Here is a 15,135-nt window from a genome sequence, read left to right on the forward strand (position 1 = left end):
GTTCCTTCCAGAATGGTCCGTTCCTGCCCGGCCTCAGCCCAGACATATCAGCACGTGGCGGCGGATTGTCGTTTCCTCGTCGGTGGGGATCACCCGCACCTCCACGGCACTCTCCGGCGTACTGATGATTTCGTGGTGCGCGGCATTGGCCGCCGCATCAAGGCGGATGCCCGCCCAGCCCAGCCGCGCGCACACGGCGGCGCGGATGATGGCGTCATGCTCGCCAATGCCTGCGGTAAACACCAGCCCGTCCAGCCCCTGCAGGGCCGCCATCATGCCGCCCGCCTGCTGGGCGAAGCGGTAGACAAACAGGTCGAGCGCCTGTGTCACCGCGGCGCTGACGCCCGCCTTGGCATGCAGGTCGCGCATATCGGCCGAAACGCCGGACACGCCCAGCAGGCCGGAGCGGTGATAAAGGATATTCTCGATCTCGGCCGCACCCAGCCCTTCTTCCTTGAGCATGTACAGGATCACGCCGGGGTCGAGATGCCCGCACCGTGTGCCCATGACCAGCCCGTCCAGCACCGAAAAGCCCATGGTGGTGTCGATGCTGCGCCCGGCATTGAGCGCGCACAGGCTGCCCCCGCTGCCGATATGGGCGACAAGCGTGCGCCCGTTGGCCAGATGTGGCGCGCGATCGCGCAGGGCGGAGGCGATATATTCATATGACAGGCCATGAAACCCGTAGCGCCGCACGCCGCGCGCCGCATAGTCACGCGGCAGGGCCTGCGCCTGCGCCACGGCAGGCAGGGTGTGGTGGAAGCCGGTATCGAAACACGCCACCTGCGGCAGGTCGGGATACTGGGCCAGCAGCGCGCGGATGGGGGCAAGGCTGCCGGGCTGGTGCAGGGGCGCAAATGGCGTCAGCGCCGCAAGCCGCGCCAGCACATCGGGCGTAATGCGCACGGGGGCGATGAAGTCAGGCCCGCCATGCACCACGCGGTGCCCCACGGCCATGAGGTCCACGCTGCCAAGCTGCCGGCCCACCCATGCCATGAGGGTAGCCATGGGAGCCTGGTGCGCCCTGTCGAGGTTTGCGCCATCGGCGGTGGGGGCCCATGTCTCGTCCACCAGCACGCGGCCAGCAGCGTCATGGGCGACAAAATGCGGGTGGCTGCCGATTCCCTCAAGCTCGCCCGAGGCGAGGCGATGGCTCGGAGAGGCCGCCGTCTCGCCTTTTTCGATGGCGAAGAGGGCAAATTTCAGGCTGGATGAACCTGCGTTGAGTGCGAGCACCGCCCGTGTCATGCCTCTCTCCCTCCTACGTGCCAAGAACCGGCAGCATGTCACGCCCATCTGCCGGGCGTGACATTGATGCGAATCAATTGGCTACCCCCAGCCTAACCCAAAGCAGGCAGGAGAACAGCTATTGCGCCACATGGCGCCTGCGCGCCACGCAGGAGGCCCAATGGTGGGGAAGGATAAAAGTTTTTCCCACCCGCAGCAGAATCAGGGAGAGATGCCGGATACCAAGACCGGAAAGGTTTTCCTGTGCCGCCTTTTTTCAAAAAGGCTTCAGACTTCAAAGCTTTTTGAAAAAAGCTTTACCAAAAACTTTTCCCTGACAGGCCACGTCAGCCAAAGCGCCGCGCCAGAACCGCCCGGGCTGCTGTCCGCGCCAGCCCGGCATCACGCCCCACGCGGATCAGGGCCGGAATCTGGAACGGATTGCACACGATGCTGCGGGCCAGTGCGCCCACCGCAAGGCTGCCATCAGGGCGCAGCGCCACCACGGCGGCAGGCGGCAGGGTGCGGTCTGCGGGGTCGCACACCACGCGCAGCACGGCGAAGGGCACCTTGCGGGCGGCAGCCATTTCCGCCACCACGCCGCTTTCCATGTCCAGCGCCACGCATCCCGTCTCGCGGTACAGCGCCATCTTGCGGGTGGCGGCGGTTACGATCACATCGCTGTGCAGCAGGTCGCCGCCCACCACATCCGCCCGGTCCGCCCCGAGCCATGACAGCAGCGCCGGGGCGGCAGGCAGGCGCTCGCCATTGACCAGCACATTATGCGGCACGACCACGGCACCGGGCTGCAACGCCGGGTCAAGCCCCGCCGCCAGCCCGAAGGAGAGCAGCGCGTCCACCCCGCCTTCAAGCAGGTCAAGCACCGCCTGCCGCGCGCCCGACAGGGTCGCGCCACTCAGGCCAATACGGGCATGGGGCAGGAAGGGGCGAATGAGGGCGGCTTCCGCCTCCATGCCCACCACGATGCCCAACCGGGAAAACGGAGAGACTGCTGTGCTACCGGACATATTGATGGATCTCCCTGCGATTATCACAAGCCATAGCCGGGGCGGACCACCTGCACGCCACGCGCAGGCCCCGGCAGTACACAACACGACCCTGAGCCCCGGGCACACCGCCCCGCCACCCGGCTGAACCCAAGCGTGCCGTACGGTGCCCGCCCCTCTTTGCCGCGCCATGTGCGGACGGGAGGGAAACCTCCGCCCAACTGGCCCGACAGAGGCGCAAGGCCGTGCCTGCCCCGGTCGTCATGGCCATTATGTGCCGTTGCCGTCGTGGCGGCGCAGGCCGGTTGGCCGCCTGGCGTGCCTCATCCCGGTCGGCCCGGCACGCCCTTGCGGGCATGCACCGCGCGCGCCGCCGCAGCCCCCGAGCGGATCGCGCCCTCGATGGTGGCGGGCAGGCCCGTGGCGGTCCAGTCCCCTGCCAGCAGCAGGTTGGGCAGCATGGTCTGCGTGCCAGGGCGCAGGCGGTCCTGCGCGGGCGTTGCGGCAAAGGTGGCGCGCTTTTCACGCACGATGCGCAGCGGCGGCAGGGCCACCGGCAGCGGCGCGGTGGCCGCGGGATCGATGGCGGCACGCACCTCGTTCCAGATCAGCGGCGCCAGTTCATCAAGGTCACGCCCGGCGTAGCGGTTGGCGGCGCTGACCGTGACCGACAGGATGCGGTCCTTGGCGAACACCCATTCACTAATGCCGCCCACCACGCCAATAAAGCGCGCCTGCGCCAGCCCGCCAGTCAGCACCGGCGCCTGCGGCAGCAGGAAATGCACGTTGAGGATCGCCTCGAACGCGTCCGGCGCGCTGAAGCCGGGCAGGTCCGCCAGCAGGCCGGATGCCACGGGGGCGGGAACAGCCATGATGACCGTATCGTCGGGGCTGATTTCAATGCGTTCGGTACCCAGCAGCAGCGCCGTGACCGGGCCACCACGGGTGAATTCGACCGCACTGACCCGGCTGCCCGTGCGCACCTGCGCCCTGAGCACGGCCAGATGGGCAAGGGCGGGGTCCACAAAACTTTCCGAAAGGCCAATGGCGGGGAAGCGCGGCAGGCAGTTGCGCCCGCCACGGGCCAGGCTTTCCTTCACCACCGCGCCCAGCAGGGCGGCACTGCCGGTATCGGGCATGGTGTTGAGCACCGATATGGCAAACGGCTCGAGCAGGCGGCGCGACAGGCTGCCTGCGGGCAGGCAGTCCGCCACCACCATGTCGGGCGTGGCCTCCATCAGCGCCAGCAGGCCACGCAGTTCGGCCAGCCGCATGCCCGGCACGCGCCTGCGCCTTGACAGCACCCATAGCGGCACCCGCCCGCGCGAGAGGTCGAGCGTCCAGCGCAGCCGGTCGGCCAGGTCAATGAACGGAAAGACCGGGCGCTGCGGCCCCACCAGCGTATCCTGCGCCCCGATCAGGCCCAGATAGCGATACACCGCCGGGTTGCCCGACAGCAGCAGGTGGTTGCCGTTATCAATCCGGCAGTCAAGCTGCCGGTCATGATACGAGCGCGCCCGCCCGCCACAGGCCGGCCCCGCCTCGTACACCGTGACCTGCTCGCTGCCACCCGCCAGTTCAACGGCGGCGGACAGGCCCGCAAGGCCCCCGCCAATGATATGGACATGCCCCGCCATGGTCTCAGCCCGCCAGCGCGCGCAGCGCGATCAGCACCTTGCGCGGGCGTGAGAGCGACACGCGCTTTTCTGGCGTGCCCCAGCCCTGGCGCTCCTGCGCGCCGAGAATGGCGGCATAGGTCGCCCCCATCAGCCGCGCGGGCCGCATGGCCGTGCGGTCGCACCGCGCCATGGCGGCGGCGGCGGCGCGGAAATGGTCATGCGCGCGGGCCGCAAGGATGCGCCCCACCTGCTCCAGCCGCGCGGCATGCACCACGGCGGATGGCTTGGGCGTGATGTTGAAACGCTCAAGCAGGTCACGCGGCAGGTAGAGGCGGCCAAGGCGGGCATCCTCGGCCACGTCGCGCAGGATGTTGGTGATCTGCAACGCACGGCCCAGATGATAGGCCACCTGGTCGGCTGCGGGCGAGGAATCGCCAAACACCCGCACCGAAAGCCGCCCCACGGCGGAGGCCACGCGGTCGCAGTACAGGTCGAATGTCGCCTCATCGGGGGCAACGACGGGACCGCGCGCATCCATTTCCATGCCGTCGATCACGTCATTGAAGTCCTGCTGGCGCAGGTCGAAGCGGCGGATGGTGGCCATGAGCACGCGATCGATGCCATCGCGTGCCTCACCGCCGTAGAGCCGGGCGATGCGGGCGCGCCATTCCTCGAGCCTGCGGCTCTTGTCCTCCGCCTCGCCCTCGTCATCAGCCACGTCATCGACAAGACGGCAGAAGGCATAGACGGCATACATGCCATACCGCCGGTCGGGCGGCAGGATACGCATGCCCTTGCCAAAGGACGTGCCCGACCGCACCACGATCTGCTCGACCTCGGCAAGGTCGGCCGCATCGCAGCCCAGTACAGGCGCCTCATCATGCCGCGCGCGCAAAAAACCCATTCCCGCGTGTTCCGTTCACTTTACGAATTAACAGTTGCGCCTGTTCTTAGCGGCAATCACCCCCAAGAACAAAATCACGCCCTATCAGACCAGCGTTCGCACGGCCCCCGCAAGGGCTGCGAGCACATCTGCGCGTGACAGCTTGACCCGGCCCGCCACCGGGTCTTCCCCGCGCAGCCGCGTGGCCAGCCGCTTTGACAGCCCCACGATCACGGCGGCCTCCATGCGCATGCGCCGGTCACGGATCAGGCCGGGCAGCAGGGAGGCGCGGCGGTTGAGTTCATCCACCCGGTCAAGCAGCTGGTTGAACACACGGCGCAGGCCGGGGCTGGCATGGCGGCCACGCAGGTCATCAATGCTGGCCCCCGCCTGCGCAAGCCACGGGCGCGGCAGGTAGCAGCGGTCGAGGTTGCGCAGGTCATCGGCGCAGTCCTGCAGGTGGTTGAGCACCTGCAATGCCGTGCACAGCGCATCCGACGGGCCGAACGTGCCCGCATCCTCGCCATGCAGCTCGAGCAGGAAGCGGCCCACGGGGTTGGCGGAATAGCGGCAGTATTCCTCCAGTTCCTCCCACGAATCGTAGCGGTTCTTCACCGCATCCTGCCGGAAGGCCACGATCAGGTCGGTGGCCGTAGTAGTGGGCACGCCCGTCTCGCGCAGGGTCTGGCCCACGCGCACCGCCGTCTGGGCATCGGCACGGTGGGGGGCGAGGCGCGTGCCATGCACCACCGCCTCCATCGCATCGAGGCGGGCGATCTTGGCGGGCGGATCAAGCTGGTCGGTATCGACGATATCGTCGATCACGCGGGCGAAATCATAATAGGCATGCACATGCGGGCGCAGCCTGCGGCTGATCAGCAGGGAGCCTACGGGAAAGTTTTCATCCCCGGCATCCTTGCCCGACGAGACATCCGCGCTGCCCCATACGTCCTGCTCATCCGTGTTCACCCTACGTCATCCCCCATGGTGCGGTTCATTACCGTTGCAGCACTCTCGCCGCGCATATGTGTCGAGATCGCGCCATCCGGTTCGGTATAGGCGCGGCTTTTCCAGACCACGCCCCGCCCCCGATGGTGATCGAGCGCCGAGCCGATGGTGGCCAGCGTATAGAACCCCGCAATGGCCGGCAGCAACAGCGCCCAGGCAGGCGACTGGCCAAACCGGCGCAGCGTGGGCGTGTAGGAGGCCATGGACAGCACCCATGCGCCCGCGCCGAGCAGGCAGGGCAGCCCGTGGGCGAGCAGCGCAAGCTGCATCGGCAGCATCCACACCAGCACCATGCCCAGCACCGTGCCCGCAAGCAGGAGGGGCGAATAGCCCAGTTGCACATAGGCCGTGCGCGCCACCATGCGCCAGATGTCGGACGGGTGCGGATAGGGCCGGATGGACCGGGCCAGGCAGCTATGGCCCAGATAGATCCGCCCCCCGCTATGCTTGACATGGGCGGCCAGCGTGCAGTCATCGATCAGCGCGCCGCGCAGGCTCTCGATGCCGCCAATGCGCGCCAGTGCACTCCAGCGCACCAGCACCGTGCCGCCCGCAGCCCCCGCCACCCTGCTGCGCGGGTTGTTCACGCTGGCAAACGGATAGAGCAGCGCGAAGAAGAAAACGAACGCAGGCACCAGCATGCGCTCGGCGGGGCTGGCGCAGTTCAGTTCCACCATCTCCGAGACCTGATCGAGCCCGCCTGCCTGCGCCTTGGCTACCAGGGTCGAGACATGGCGCGGATCGTGGGTGATGTCGGCATCGGTCAGCAGCACGAAACCGCTGGAATCAGGAGCCAGTTCACGCGCGCGGGCCACGCCCTGGGCTACGGCCCACAGCTTGCCGCTCCACCCCGCAGGCCGCGCCTTGCCGGTCACCACGCTCAGCCGCCTGTGCGGGTCGGGCACGGCGCGCGCCAGCCGCCCGGTGCCATCGGTGCTGTTGTCATCAACCAGCACGACACGCAGCGCGCCGGGATAGTCCTGCGCCAGCAGCGAGCCGATGCAGGCCGCGACCGATGGCGCCTCATCACGCGCGGGCACCACCACGCACACATCGGGGCAGGTGGCCGGATCAAGCTGGCCGCCTGCCACGGGGGCCAGCACCGGCCCCGCCTGCCAGAAGCGGCCATGACAGAAAATAAGCCCGAGCCAGATGACAACCGTCAGAATGGAAAGGGGAAGCAGAAGCATGGCCGGCGGCTCAATCCAGCATGCCGTGCTGGCGGAACCAGTCGATCGCGTCCGTCACCGCCTCACGCGCGGGGCGCGGGGCGTAGCCAAGTTCACGGATTGCCTTGTCCGACGAGAAGAACATCTTCTTGTGCGACATGGCCAGCATCTCACGCGTGACGCGCGGCGCAATGCCAAAAGCGCGGGACAGCCATTCGCTCGCCACCGCCACCGGCCAGATCACCGCCTGCGGCAGGCTGATGCGCGGGGGTGCGACGCCCGCGATCTCGGCGGTCATGGCAAACAGGTCGCGCAGCAGGTAGTTCTGCCCGCCCAGGATATATTTCTCGCCAATGCGCCCGCGCTCGAGTGCCAGGGCATGGCCCTCGGCCACGTCATCGACATGCACGATGTTCACGCCGGTATCGACATAGGCGGGCATGCGGCCTGCGGCACAATCAAGGATCATCTGGCCCGTGGGCGTGGGCTTGATGTCGCGCGGGCCGACGGGGGTGGAGGGGTTCACGATCACGGCAGGCAGCGCGCGCTCATGCACCAGGCGCAGCACTTCCTGCTCGGCGCGGTACTTGGAGCGCTTGTAGATACCGATCACGCCATGTTCATGCACCGGCGTTTCCTCATCGGAGATCGTGCCATCCCCGATCAGCCCCAGCGCCGCCACCGAGGAGCAGTACACGATCCGCTCGACCCCCGCCTTCTGCGCCGCCAGCATCAGGCCGCGCGTGCCTTCCACGTTGGCTACCATCATCGGCACCGGGTCGGGCACCCACAGCCGGTAATCCGCCGCGACATGGAACACGTAGCGGCAGCCCTTCACCGCCGCATCGAAGCTTTCGGGGGTGGAGAGATCGCCTTCCACCAGTTCGGCGGGCAGATCGCGCAGGTTGGTCAGGTCGCTGCCTTTGCGCACCATGAGCCTGAGCGTGTGGCCGCGCTCCACCAGATTGCGGGCAACGGCCGAGCCGACAAAACCGGTCGCACCGGTTACAAGGGTTGGGGCAGTCATGGTCTGAACGATCACTCCGTCAGGGGACAGAATTCACGATTGCGATACGGACTCGCAACCGGCGGGCGTTCCATTTATCCCGACACCTCCCGGTGGCGCCAGACCCTGCTGTAGTGTAAGTCAGGCAAAACCAGCCACGGCGGCATGAATTTTCCCCGGTGTCCTGACGCCAACAGACCAAGACGGATCTTTTTTGAGAAAGCTCACAATCCTGCTGGCCCTCCTCGGCCTGGCCCTGCTGACTGGCTGCACCGCCTGGTTCGGAGCCGGATCGGTGATGAAGGCCATCGTCTCCATCGGGGTGGTCGGGTTCATGGCGACCGTGGTGGCCCAGCTTGCAGTCGATGCAATACTGGGTCTTGCCTGGCACGCGGCTTGCCGGGACATTCCCTTCGTGCAACTGGTGGTGTCGCGCATGATCCGTGATGCAGCCGCCTCGTGCCTGCCGTTCTCGCAGCTTGGCGGCATGGTGCTGGGCATCCGCGCCACCTGCTCGAGCGACCTGTTCGCGCCACGTGGCAAGGGCCGCGCCATAGATGGCAGCGAGGCGGCCTGCGCCAACCTTGTTGACATCACCACCGAGGTGATGGGCCAGATCCTGTTCATCCTGACCGCCGTGCTGTGCCTCGTGGCCCACCAGCAGTCCAGCCCGTTCGCGCGCCCGGTCATCATCGGCCTCGTGCTGCTGACCCTGGGCATTGCGGGCTTTGTCTATACCCAGCGCCGGGGGGGCGACCTGCTCAAGCGCGCGGGCAAAATGCTGGGCCACAACATGGCCGCGCAGTGGCAGGATGCGATGCTGAGCAGCGCTGACAGCATACAGGAGCGCTTCGACGCCATCTGGTCGCATCCGCGCCGCATCATGGAGGGCGCGCTGCTGCATTACGTGGGCTGGCTGGGGAGTGCCGCCACGATCTGGGTGGCGTACTACTTCCTTGGCGCGCATCTGAGCTTTGGGGGCGCGGTTGCGATCGAGGGTGTTGCGTGCGGCATCATGTCCGTCTCGTTCCTCGTGCCCGCGGGGCTGGGCGTGCAGGAAGCGGCCTACATCACCCTTGGCTCGGCCTTTGGCATCGCACCTTCCATCTCGCTCGGCCTGTCACTGCTGCGGCGCGGGCGGGAACTGGTCATCGGCATTCCCATGCTGCTTTTGTGGCAGGCCATGGAAATGCGGGCCCTGCGCCACAAGACCCCCGCACAGCCGGAAGAAGCCCCCGCCACCGTGCCTGCAAACAAGCCCGCCAAGCCCCCGCAGGACTGACAGCACCCCCTTTTGTCACACCCATAGCCAGACAGACCGCCCCATGACGGACAAGCCCGCCCCCCTGTTCGATACGCTGGTCATTATCGGCCCCGGCCTGATCGGCTCTTCCATCCTGCGCCGCGCGCATGCGGACCGGCGCATCGCGCGCAAACTGATCGCATGCGACATCAGCCCCAAAGTGCGCGCCCGCGTGGCGGAACTGGGCATTGCCGATGAGGTCGCAGCCGACCCGGCCACTGCCGTGCGCGATGCGGACTGCGTCATCATCTGCGTGCCGGTAGGGGCCATTGCCATGGTGGCCGCACAGGTGCTGCCCGCCATGAAAAAGGGCGCGATCCTGAGCGAGGTCGGCTCGGTCAAGGTGACGGTGATGGAGGCCATGGCCCCGCTGCTGGCCGCCTACCCCGACATTGCCTTCGTGCCCGCGCACCCGATGGCGGGCACGGAGTTCTCCGGCCCGGATGCCGGTTTCGCCACGCTGTTCGAGGACCGGTGGTGCCTGCTCACGCCGCCTGCGGGTACGCCGGCCACAGCCCTGGCCCGTGTCACGACCCTGTGGGAGATGATGGGCGCCCGCGTGCGCGACATGACGGTGGCGCACCATGACCGGGTCTGCGCCATTGTCAGCCACCTGCCGCACCTGCTGGCCTTTACCATATGCGGCACGGCGGATGACCTGGCGGATGAAACGCGCTCGGAAGTGCTGGATTTCGCGGCCTCGGGCTTTCGTGACTTCACGCGCATCGCGGCGTCCGACCCCACGATGTGGCGCGATATCTTCCTGAACAACCGCGAGGCGCTGCTCGACATGCTCGACCGCTTCATTGCCGATGCGCAGGCCATGGGCAACGCCATCCGCACCGGCAATGAGGATGTGATCGTCAGCCGCATCAAGCGCGGGCGCGCCATCCGCCGCAGCCTGATCGAGAACCGGCAGGCATGAAAAACCCTTTGGTAATAAAAGGATAATAGTTTTTGGGTGCCGCCTTTTTTCAAAAAGGCGGCGTTCTTTCGAAGCTTTTTGAAAAAAGCTTCACCAAAAACTTTTGTTCAGGTCAGCGTCGCCACGCGCAGCGTATTGGTACTGCCCGCAACCCCAAACGGCAGCCCCGCCACGATCACCACCGCCTCGCCCGCCACGCCATAGCCATCGCCTTTTGCCACGGCCAGCGCCTGGTCCACCACGCTCTCCACGGTATGGACCGGGGTTTCCTGCCCGACCGAGATCGCCTGCACGCCCCACGCCACCGCCAGCCTGCGGGCACTCTCGTCGGTGGGGGTCAGGCCAAGGATGGGGCAGGAAGGCCGCTCGCGCGCAATGCGCAGCGCCGTGCGGCCCGACAGGGTAAAGGCCACGATGGCGGCGGCATCGATCGTGGCCGCCACCTGCCGGGTTGCCGCGGCAATCGCGCCGGCGATGGCATGATCCGGCTCGGGGCTGGAGGTTTCCATCTGGCGGCGCCAGACTTCATCTTCCTCAACACGGCGCACGATGCGGTCCATGATCGCCACCGCCTCACGCGGGTAGGCGCCTACCGCCGTCTCGGCCGAGAGCATGACCGCATCCGCGCCATCGAACACCGCCGTCGCCACGTCGGAGGCCTCGGCGCGGGTGGGGGTGGGCGCGTGCACCATGCTCTCGAGCATCTGGGTCGCCACCACTACGGGGCGGCCAAGCTGGCGGGCGATGCGGATGATGCGCTTTTGGGCCAGCGGCACGCGCTCGGGCGGCAGTTCCACCCCCAGGTCGCCACGCGCCACCATCACCGCATCCGACAGGGCGATGATCTCGTGCAGGTTGTCCATCGCCTGCGGCTTTTCAAGCTTGGTCATGATCCAGGCCCGGCCACCAGCCAGCGCACGCGCCTCGCGCACGTCTGCGGCGCGCTGCACGAAGGACAGGCCGACATATTCAATGCCCAGGTCAAGCGCGAAGGCCATGTCCGCGCGGTCCTTGTCGGTCAGGGCGGGAATGGGCAGGACCACGTCGGGCACGTTCACGCCCTTGTGGTCCGATAGCGGGCCGCCCACCACCACCTCGGTCAGCAAAAAGTCGGGACCGCGTTCGCTCACACGCAGCGCCAGCTTGCCATCATCAAGCAGCAGCGTGCTGCCCAGCTGGGCTGCGGCAATGATTTCGGGGTGGGGCAGGCTCACGCGCTTTTCGTTGCCGGGTGCCGGGTCAAGATCGAGCCGGAAAGGCGCGCCCGGCGTAAGCTGCACCCTTCCATTGGCAAAACTGCCCACCCGCAGCTTGGGGCCCTGCACATCGGCCAGGATGCCGATGGGGCGGCCCAGCTCGGCCTCCACGTCACGGATGACCGCATGCCGGGCGGCGTGGTCTTCATGCGTGCCGTGGGAGAAATTGAGCCGGAAGACATCCACCCCCGCCACGGCCAGCGCGCGGATGGTGGCATGGTCGGCCGTGGCCGGGCCAAGGGTCGAGACGATCTTGGTCCGGCGCATGGCACGGTAGGGTGTATCCGGCATTTCTTTCTCCGCCTGTTCACGTCATTCTCAGGAAGGCGCTATGACCTCCTGCGGCAACAGCCCCCACATGGCGCTGCGCTCGATCCAGCCACTGTACTGCTTGACCGAGACCTTGCACCACGGCGTGCCCGCCTGGCACTGGCGCAGCGTGCCCACCACGCCGGGGCGCAGCACGGCCACCACGGCGGATGAGGTGTTGGCATCCGCATGCAGCATGACCGCGCCCTTGATGTCCGCCGCGTCGGCCACATCCGTCACATGGCCCACGATGCGGGTATCGGCCCGGCCAATCACGTCGGTCTCCTTGGCGGTGGGCTGGCCCACCTGCTGGGCATCACCCTGGGGGGGCAGTCCCGGTATGACAAACGTGCGGGTTCCCACCAGGGTTGCCTGATGGACCCAGCCCTTCTGCCCGTCCGAATCCTCGACAAGGCGCCACACATCGAATTCACGCTCGATTTTTACCGGCAGGCCCCGGCGGTGGTACACCCAGTCAATGGGGTAGCGCTGGCCCGGCCCGGTGCGCAGGTTGACCTCATCGGCGCGGAAGGCGGCAAAGCGCGGCAGGGGCAGGCCGGTCACGCTGCCCTTGGTGTTGTCAACCGGCGCCAGCGCCGCGGCATCCGCAGCCGGTGCGGGCGGCGGTGCAGGCGGCGCGTGGGCCGTGCTGGCCGCGACAGCCCCCGCGCCCGCCACGGCACCTGCGCCCACACCAGCGGCTACCGCTGCCGCATGGTGATGATGGCCCGCCGCATGCGCGGTTTTCCCGGCCTTTTCCCCGGCTTTTTTTCCCGCCGCCTTTGCGGTCTTGCCTGCTCCATGCACATGGGCATGGCCAAGGCTGGTGGCCGCCTTGTCAGCAGCCGCATGGGCGTGATGGTGGGTCGTGGCCGTTGCAGCCTGCACGGGGGCCGCCTCCATGCCCAGCACCGCCACGCAGGCTGCCAGATACCCCCACCGCCGGGTGCCACGCACGGGCGGCCTGCTGGCCGCCCGCGCAAGGAATTCATGCCGCACGCACTGCGCCATCGTGTTCTTCAATCCTTAAAGGGTTATGATCTGCCGCCCCCGGGCGGCTTCGAGAAAGGTGGGAATACCGGCCACCTGCACGCCATCGAGCAGCCGTTGCGGCGCAAGGTCGCACAGTTTCAGCGCGGCCTCGCACACCATGAGCGTCGCATCAAGTTCCATCACGGCTTCACGCAGCGTGTCCATGCCCGCGACACCGCGCGCGCGCACGCCCGCGTCATCCGCGGCATCATGCAGGCCACGCCAGTCACGCGCCAGCGCATGCACCCCCCGCCCGGCTGCAAACACGATGACCGGGCGACCAATGGCCAGCGCGCCCGCCGCCACCACAAAGGCATAATGGGCGCGGGCATAGGCGCCATCATAGAGCAGGATGGCCAGAGCCCCGTCATCACGCATCATGGTGCCACGCCTTCGGGCACGCCGCACCGGGCGGGAGTCGGCTCGTGATGGGCCGAGAGGTCATGAATGGTGGGGTGCGCGCCACACAGGGCGCAGTCAGGGTCGGGCGGGAGCGTAATGGTGTGAAAGCGCATGGCCAGCGCATCCCACACCAGCAGGCGGCCGGACAGGCTCTCGCCAATGCCGAGGATTTCCTTCAGCGCCTCGGTGGCCTGGAGCGTGCCCATGACCCCGGTCACGGCGCCGAACACGCCCGCCTCGGCGCAGGAGGGCACGGTGCCCGCGGGCGGCGCCTCGGGGTAGAGGCAGCGATAGCACGGGCCGCCGGGGCGGAAGGTGGAAAGCTGCCCCTCAAAGCGCAGCACGGCGGCGGAAACGAGGGTGCGCCCCTCCAGCGCGCAGGCATCGGCCACGAGGTAGCGGGTGGCGAAATTGTCGCTGCCATCGCACACAAGGTCGTATTGCCGCACCAGCGCGCGCGCATTGCCAGCCGCAAGCCGCACGTTATGACAATCGACCCGTGTTCCCGGATTGATCGCACGCATGGCGGTGGCTGCCGATTCGACCTTGGGCTGACCAACCCGGTCGGTCACATGGGCAATCTGGCGTTGCAGGTTCGACAGGTCCACCACGTCATCATCGACCAGCCCGATGCGCCCCACCCCGGCCGCCGCCAGGTAAAGGGCCACGGGCGAGCCCAGCCCCCCTGCGCCAATGACCAGAACACTGGCGTTTTTCAACGCTTCCTGCCCCGTGCCGCCCACCTCGGGCAGGAGGATGTGGCGCGCGTAGCGCTGGATCTCTTCGTGGGAAAAATTCATTCCTCTCTCCTGCCCCGCCCGTTGCCGCACCCCTGGCGGATACACCCTGCCCCACCGCGGCGCAGCCGGGAGAGACAGGCTTTTGATCACGATTACGTGAAAATTATGTCACGCAATCATGAAACCAATGCATGCCCGATATGTTTCCAGTATAAGCTCAAAGGGCAAGGTGAAACCATTTTGGGGGAGTATAAATCAATGTCTTATCTTTCCCGCATGGAAATTCCCGCCAGCCTGTCCACCCTGCGCCGCCAGCAGGCGCGGTGGGTGTGCGCCGGCACGCTGGCTGCCGCAACAACGCTGTATGCGGCCTCGCCTTTCTGCACGTTGTGGTCCATCACGTCAGCCATCCGCAGCCATGACATGGGCAGCCTCAACACCTGCCTCAAATGGGAATCGGTGCGCAACGGGCTCAAGACGCAGGTGGTCGATGACCTGATCGGCCCGCCCGTGGCCGATGATGAACTGCCAGCCTTCGGGTCATCCTTCGCCTCATCCGCCGCATCCAATGCGATTGATGAGGAAGTGCGCCCCGACAAGCTGGGCATGCTGGTCGATCACCTGATGCCGCATGAGCAGCAGCCCGCCACGGCGGGCACGATGCTGGCCATGCTGTGGCGCGTGCATGCGCATTTCATCCATCCGGGCGTGTTCGAGGCGAGCGTGATCATGCCCGGCCATGAGCACGAGACCCCGCTGCGATTGCAGATGCGCATCCACGCCTTCCAGTGGAAGATCCATCGAATCGACCTGCCCGCGCCCCCGCCGCAGCCCCTTGTCGAGGCATCGGCAGGCCCCGTGCCCGCGCCGCTGACACAGCCCTAGGCTGGCCAGGCCGCACGACAGGGCCGGAATGACGGGCCACGGTTCCTGAAGCTTTCTGAAAAAGCTTCACCAAAAACTTCTTTCTGTTTCCGGCGCTTACTTTGCGGGGGGAAGATCTTCTTCCAGCACGGTCATGTGGATGGCGTAGGACACTTCGCCCTCGTCTTCATCCCGATGGACGGTGCCCACCACTTCGCCATTGACCGCGAGTTCAACCGACAGCCCGGCACGCGGCGGCGCATTGACGGTAAGCCCCGGCGAGCCCAGCAGACGGCGCAGGCAGACCTGAAGACGCGAAAGTTCGGAAGAGGACATGGCACCCATGAAACGTCTGTTCTCCACAATGGCGAGACCCGCCAGAAAC

Annotated in this window: 15 protein-coding genes; 3 read left to right on the top strand and 12 right to left on the bottom strand. The window is 67.0% G+C overall.

What is annotated here, in order from left to right; all coding sequences use genetic code 11:
- Window positions 1-33: 33 nt before the first annotated feature.
- The 7 genes from HNW77_RS01905 to hpnA all read right to left on the bottom strand — a co-directional run bounded on the left by HNW77_RS01905 (window position 34) and on the right by hpnA (window position 7,940).
- A complete protein-coding gene (locus HNW77_RS01905; RefSeq protein ID WP_172154876.1) occupies window positions 34-1,248 on the bottom strand; it encodes an acetate/propionate family kinase in 1,215 nt (404 codons plus the stop codon).
- 326 nt (window positions 1,249-1,574) lie between these two features.
- A complete protein-coding gene (locus HNW77_RS01910; protein WP_172154877.1) occupies window positions 1,575-2,255 on the bottom strand; it encodes a phosphorylase family protein in 681 nt (226 codons plus the stop codon).
- Between the two features lie 302 nt (window positions 2,256-2,557).
- Window positions 2,558-3,871: a hydroxysqualene dehydroxylase HpnE gene (gene hpnE, locus HNW77_RS01915; protein ID WP_172154878.1), complete on the bottom strand. Its 1,314-nt coding sequence runs from the start codon at window positions 3,869-3,871 to the stop codon at window positions 2,558-2,560.
- 4 nt (window positions 3,872-3,875) lie between these two features.
- The gene (gene hpnD, locus HNW77_RS01920; protein WP_172154879.1) at window positions 3,876-4,757 is read right to left on the bottom strand and encodes a presqualene diphosphate synthase HpnD; all 882 of its coding nucleotides are present in this window, start codon (window positions 4,755-4,757) and stop codon (window positions 3,876-3,878) included.
- Window positions 4,758-4,841: 84 nt separating this feature from the next.
- Window positions 4,842-5,705, bottom strand: a complete 864-nt coding sequence (gene hpnC / locus HNW77_RS01925) for a squalene synthase HpnC (RefSeq protein ID WP_172154880.1) — start codon at window positions 5,703-5,705, stop codon at window positions 4,842-4,844.
- A complete protein-coding gene (locus tag HNW77_RS01930) occupies window positions 5,702-6,934 on the bottom strand; it encodes a glycosyltransferase (protein ID WP_172154881.1) in 1,233 nt (410 codons plus the stop codon). The genes hpnC and HNW77_RS01930 overlap by 4 nt, the downstream gene beginning before the upstream one ends.
- Window positions 6,935-6,944: 10 nt before the next feature.
- Window positions 6,945-7,940, bottom strand: a complete 996-nt coding sequence (hpnA, locus tag HNW77_RS01935; protein WP_061273926.1) for a hopanoid-associated sugar epimerase — start codon at window positions 7,938-7,940, stop codon at window positions 6,945-6,947.
- A 193-nt stretch (window positions 7,941-8,133) separates the two neighbouring features.
- On the opposite strand from hpnA, the gene HNW77_RS01940 reads away from it, so the two are divergent.
- Both HNW77_RS01940 and HNW77_RS01945 read left to right on the top strand, forming a co-directional pair.
- Window positions 8,134-9,201, top strand: coding sequence for a lysylphosphatidylglycerol synthase domain-containing protein (locus HNW77_RS01940; RefSeq protein ID WP_172154884.1), 1,068 nt, complete (start codon window positions 8,134-8,136; stop codon window positions 9,199-9,201).
- Between the two features lie 43 nt (window positions 9,202-9,244).
- A complete protein-coding gene (locus HNW77_RS01945; protein ID WP_172154885.1) occupies window positions 9,245-10,147 on the top strand; it encodes a prephenate dehydrogenase/arogenate dehydrogenase family protein in 903 nt (300 codons plus the stop codon).
- A 107-nt stretch (window positions 10,148-10,254) separates the two neighbouring features.
- Here HNW77_RS01945 and pyk read toward each other — a convergent pair whose 3' ends face one another.
- From pyk to HNW77_RS01965, 4 genes are read right to left on the bottom strand one after another with little or no spacing between them, the layout of a single operon-like run.
- Window positions 10,255-11,694 (bottom strand): pyruvate kinase, encoded by a 1,440-nt coding sequence (gene pyk, locus HNW77_RS01950; protein ID WP_172154886.1) that lies wholly within the window; start codon window positions 11,692-11,694, stop codon window positions 10,255-10,257.
- A gap of 27 nt (window positions 11,695-11,721) precedes the next feature.
- Window positions 11,722-12,723 (bottom strand): SH3 domain-containing protein, encoded by a 1,002-nt coding sequence (locus tag HNW77_RS01955; protein WP_172154887.1) that lies wholly within the window; start codon window positions 12,721-12,723, stop codon window positions 11,722-11,724.
- A gap of 15 nt (window positions 12,724-12,738) precedes the next feature.
- Entirely contained in the window at window positions 12,739-13,125 is a 387-nt protein-coding gene (locus tag HNW77_RS01960) for a DsrE family protein (RefSeq protein ID WP_172154888.1), read from the bottom strand.
- Window positions 13,122-13,946: a HesA/MoeB/ThiF family protein gene (locus HNW77_RS01965; RefSeq protein ID WP_172154890.1), complete on the bottom strand. Its 825-nt coding sequence runs from the start codon at window positions 13,944-13,946 to the stop codon at window positions 13,122-13,124. Before HNW77_RS01965 ends, HNW77_RS01960 begins: the two co-directional genes overlap by 4 nt.
- Before the next feature lie 198 nt (window positions 13,947-14,144).
- On the opposite strand from HNW77_RS01965, the gene HNW77_RS01970 reads away from it, so the two are divergent.
- The gene (locus HNW77_RS01970; RefSeq protein ID WP_172154892.1) at window positions 14,145-14,771 is read left to right on the top strand and encodes a DUF2939 domain-containing protein; all 627 of its coding nucleotides are present in this window, start codon (window positions 14,145-14,147) and stop codon (window positions 14,769-14,771) included.
- Window positions 14,772-14,867: 96 nt separating this feature from the next.
- Here the strand turns inward: HNW77_RS01970 and HNW77_RS01975 are convergent, their stop codons facing one another.
- Window positions 14,868-15,095 (bottom strand): DUF3126 family protein, encoded by a 228-nt coding sequence (locus HNW77_RS01975; protein WP_110568538.1) that lies wholly within the window; start codon window positions 15,093-15,095, stop codon window positions 14,868-14,870.
- Window positions 15,096-15,135: the final 40 nt, after the last annotated feature.

It is taken from the genome of Komagataeibacter melomenusus (assembly GCF_013155395.1).
In the GTDB taxonomy this organism is placed as follows: Bacteria; Pseudomonadota; Alphaproteobacteria; order Acetobacterales; family Acetobacteraceae; genus Komagataeibacter; species Komagataeibacter melomenusus.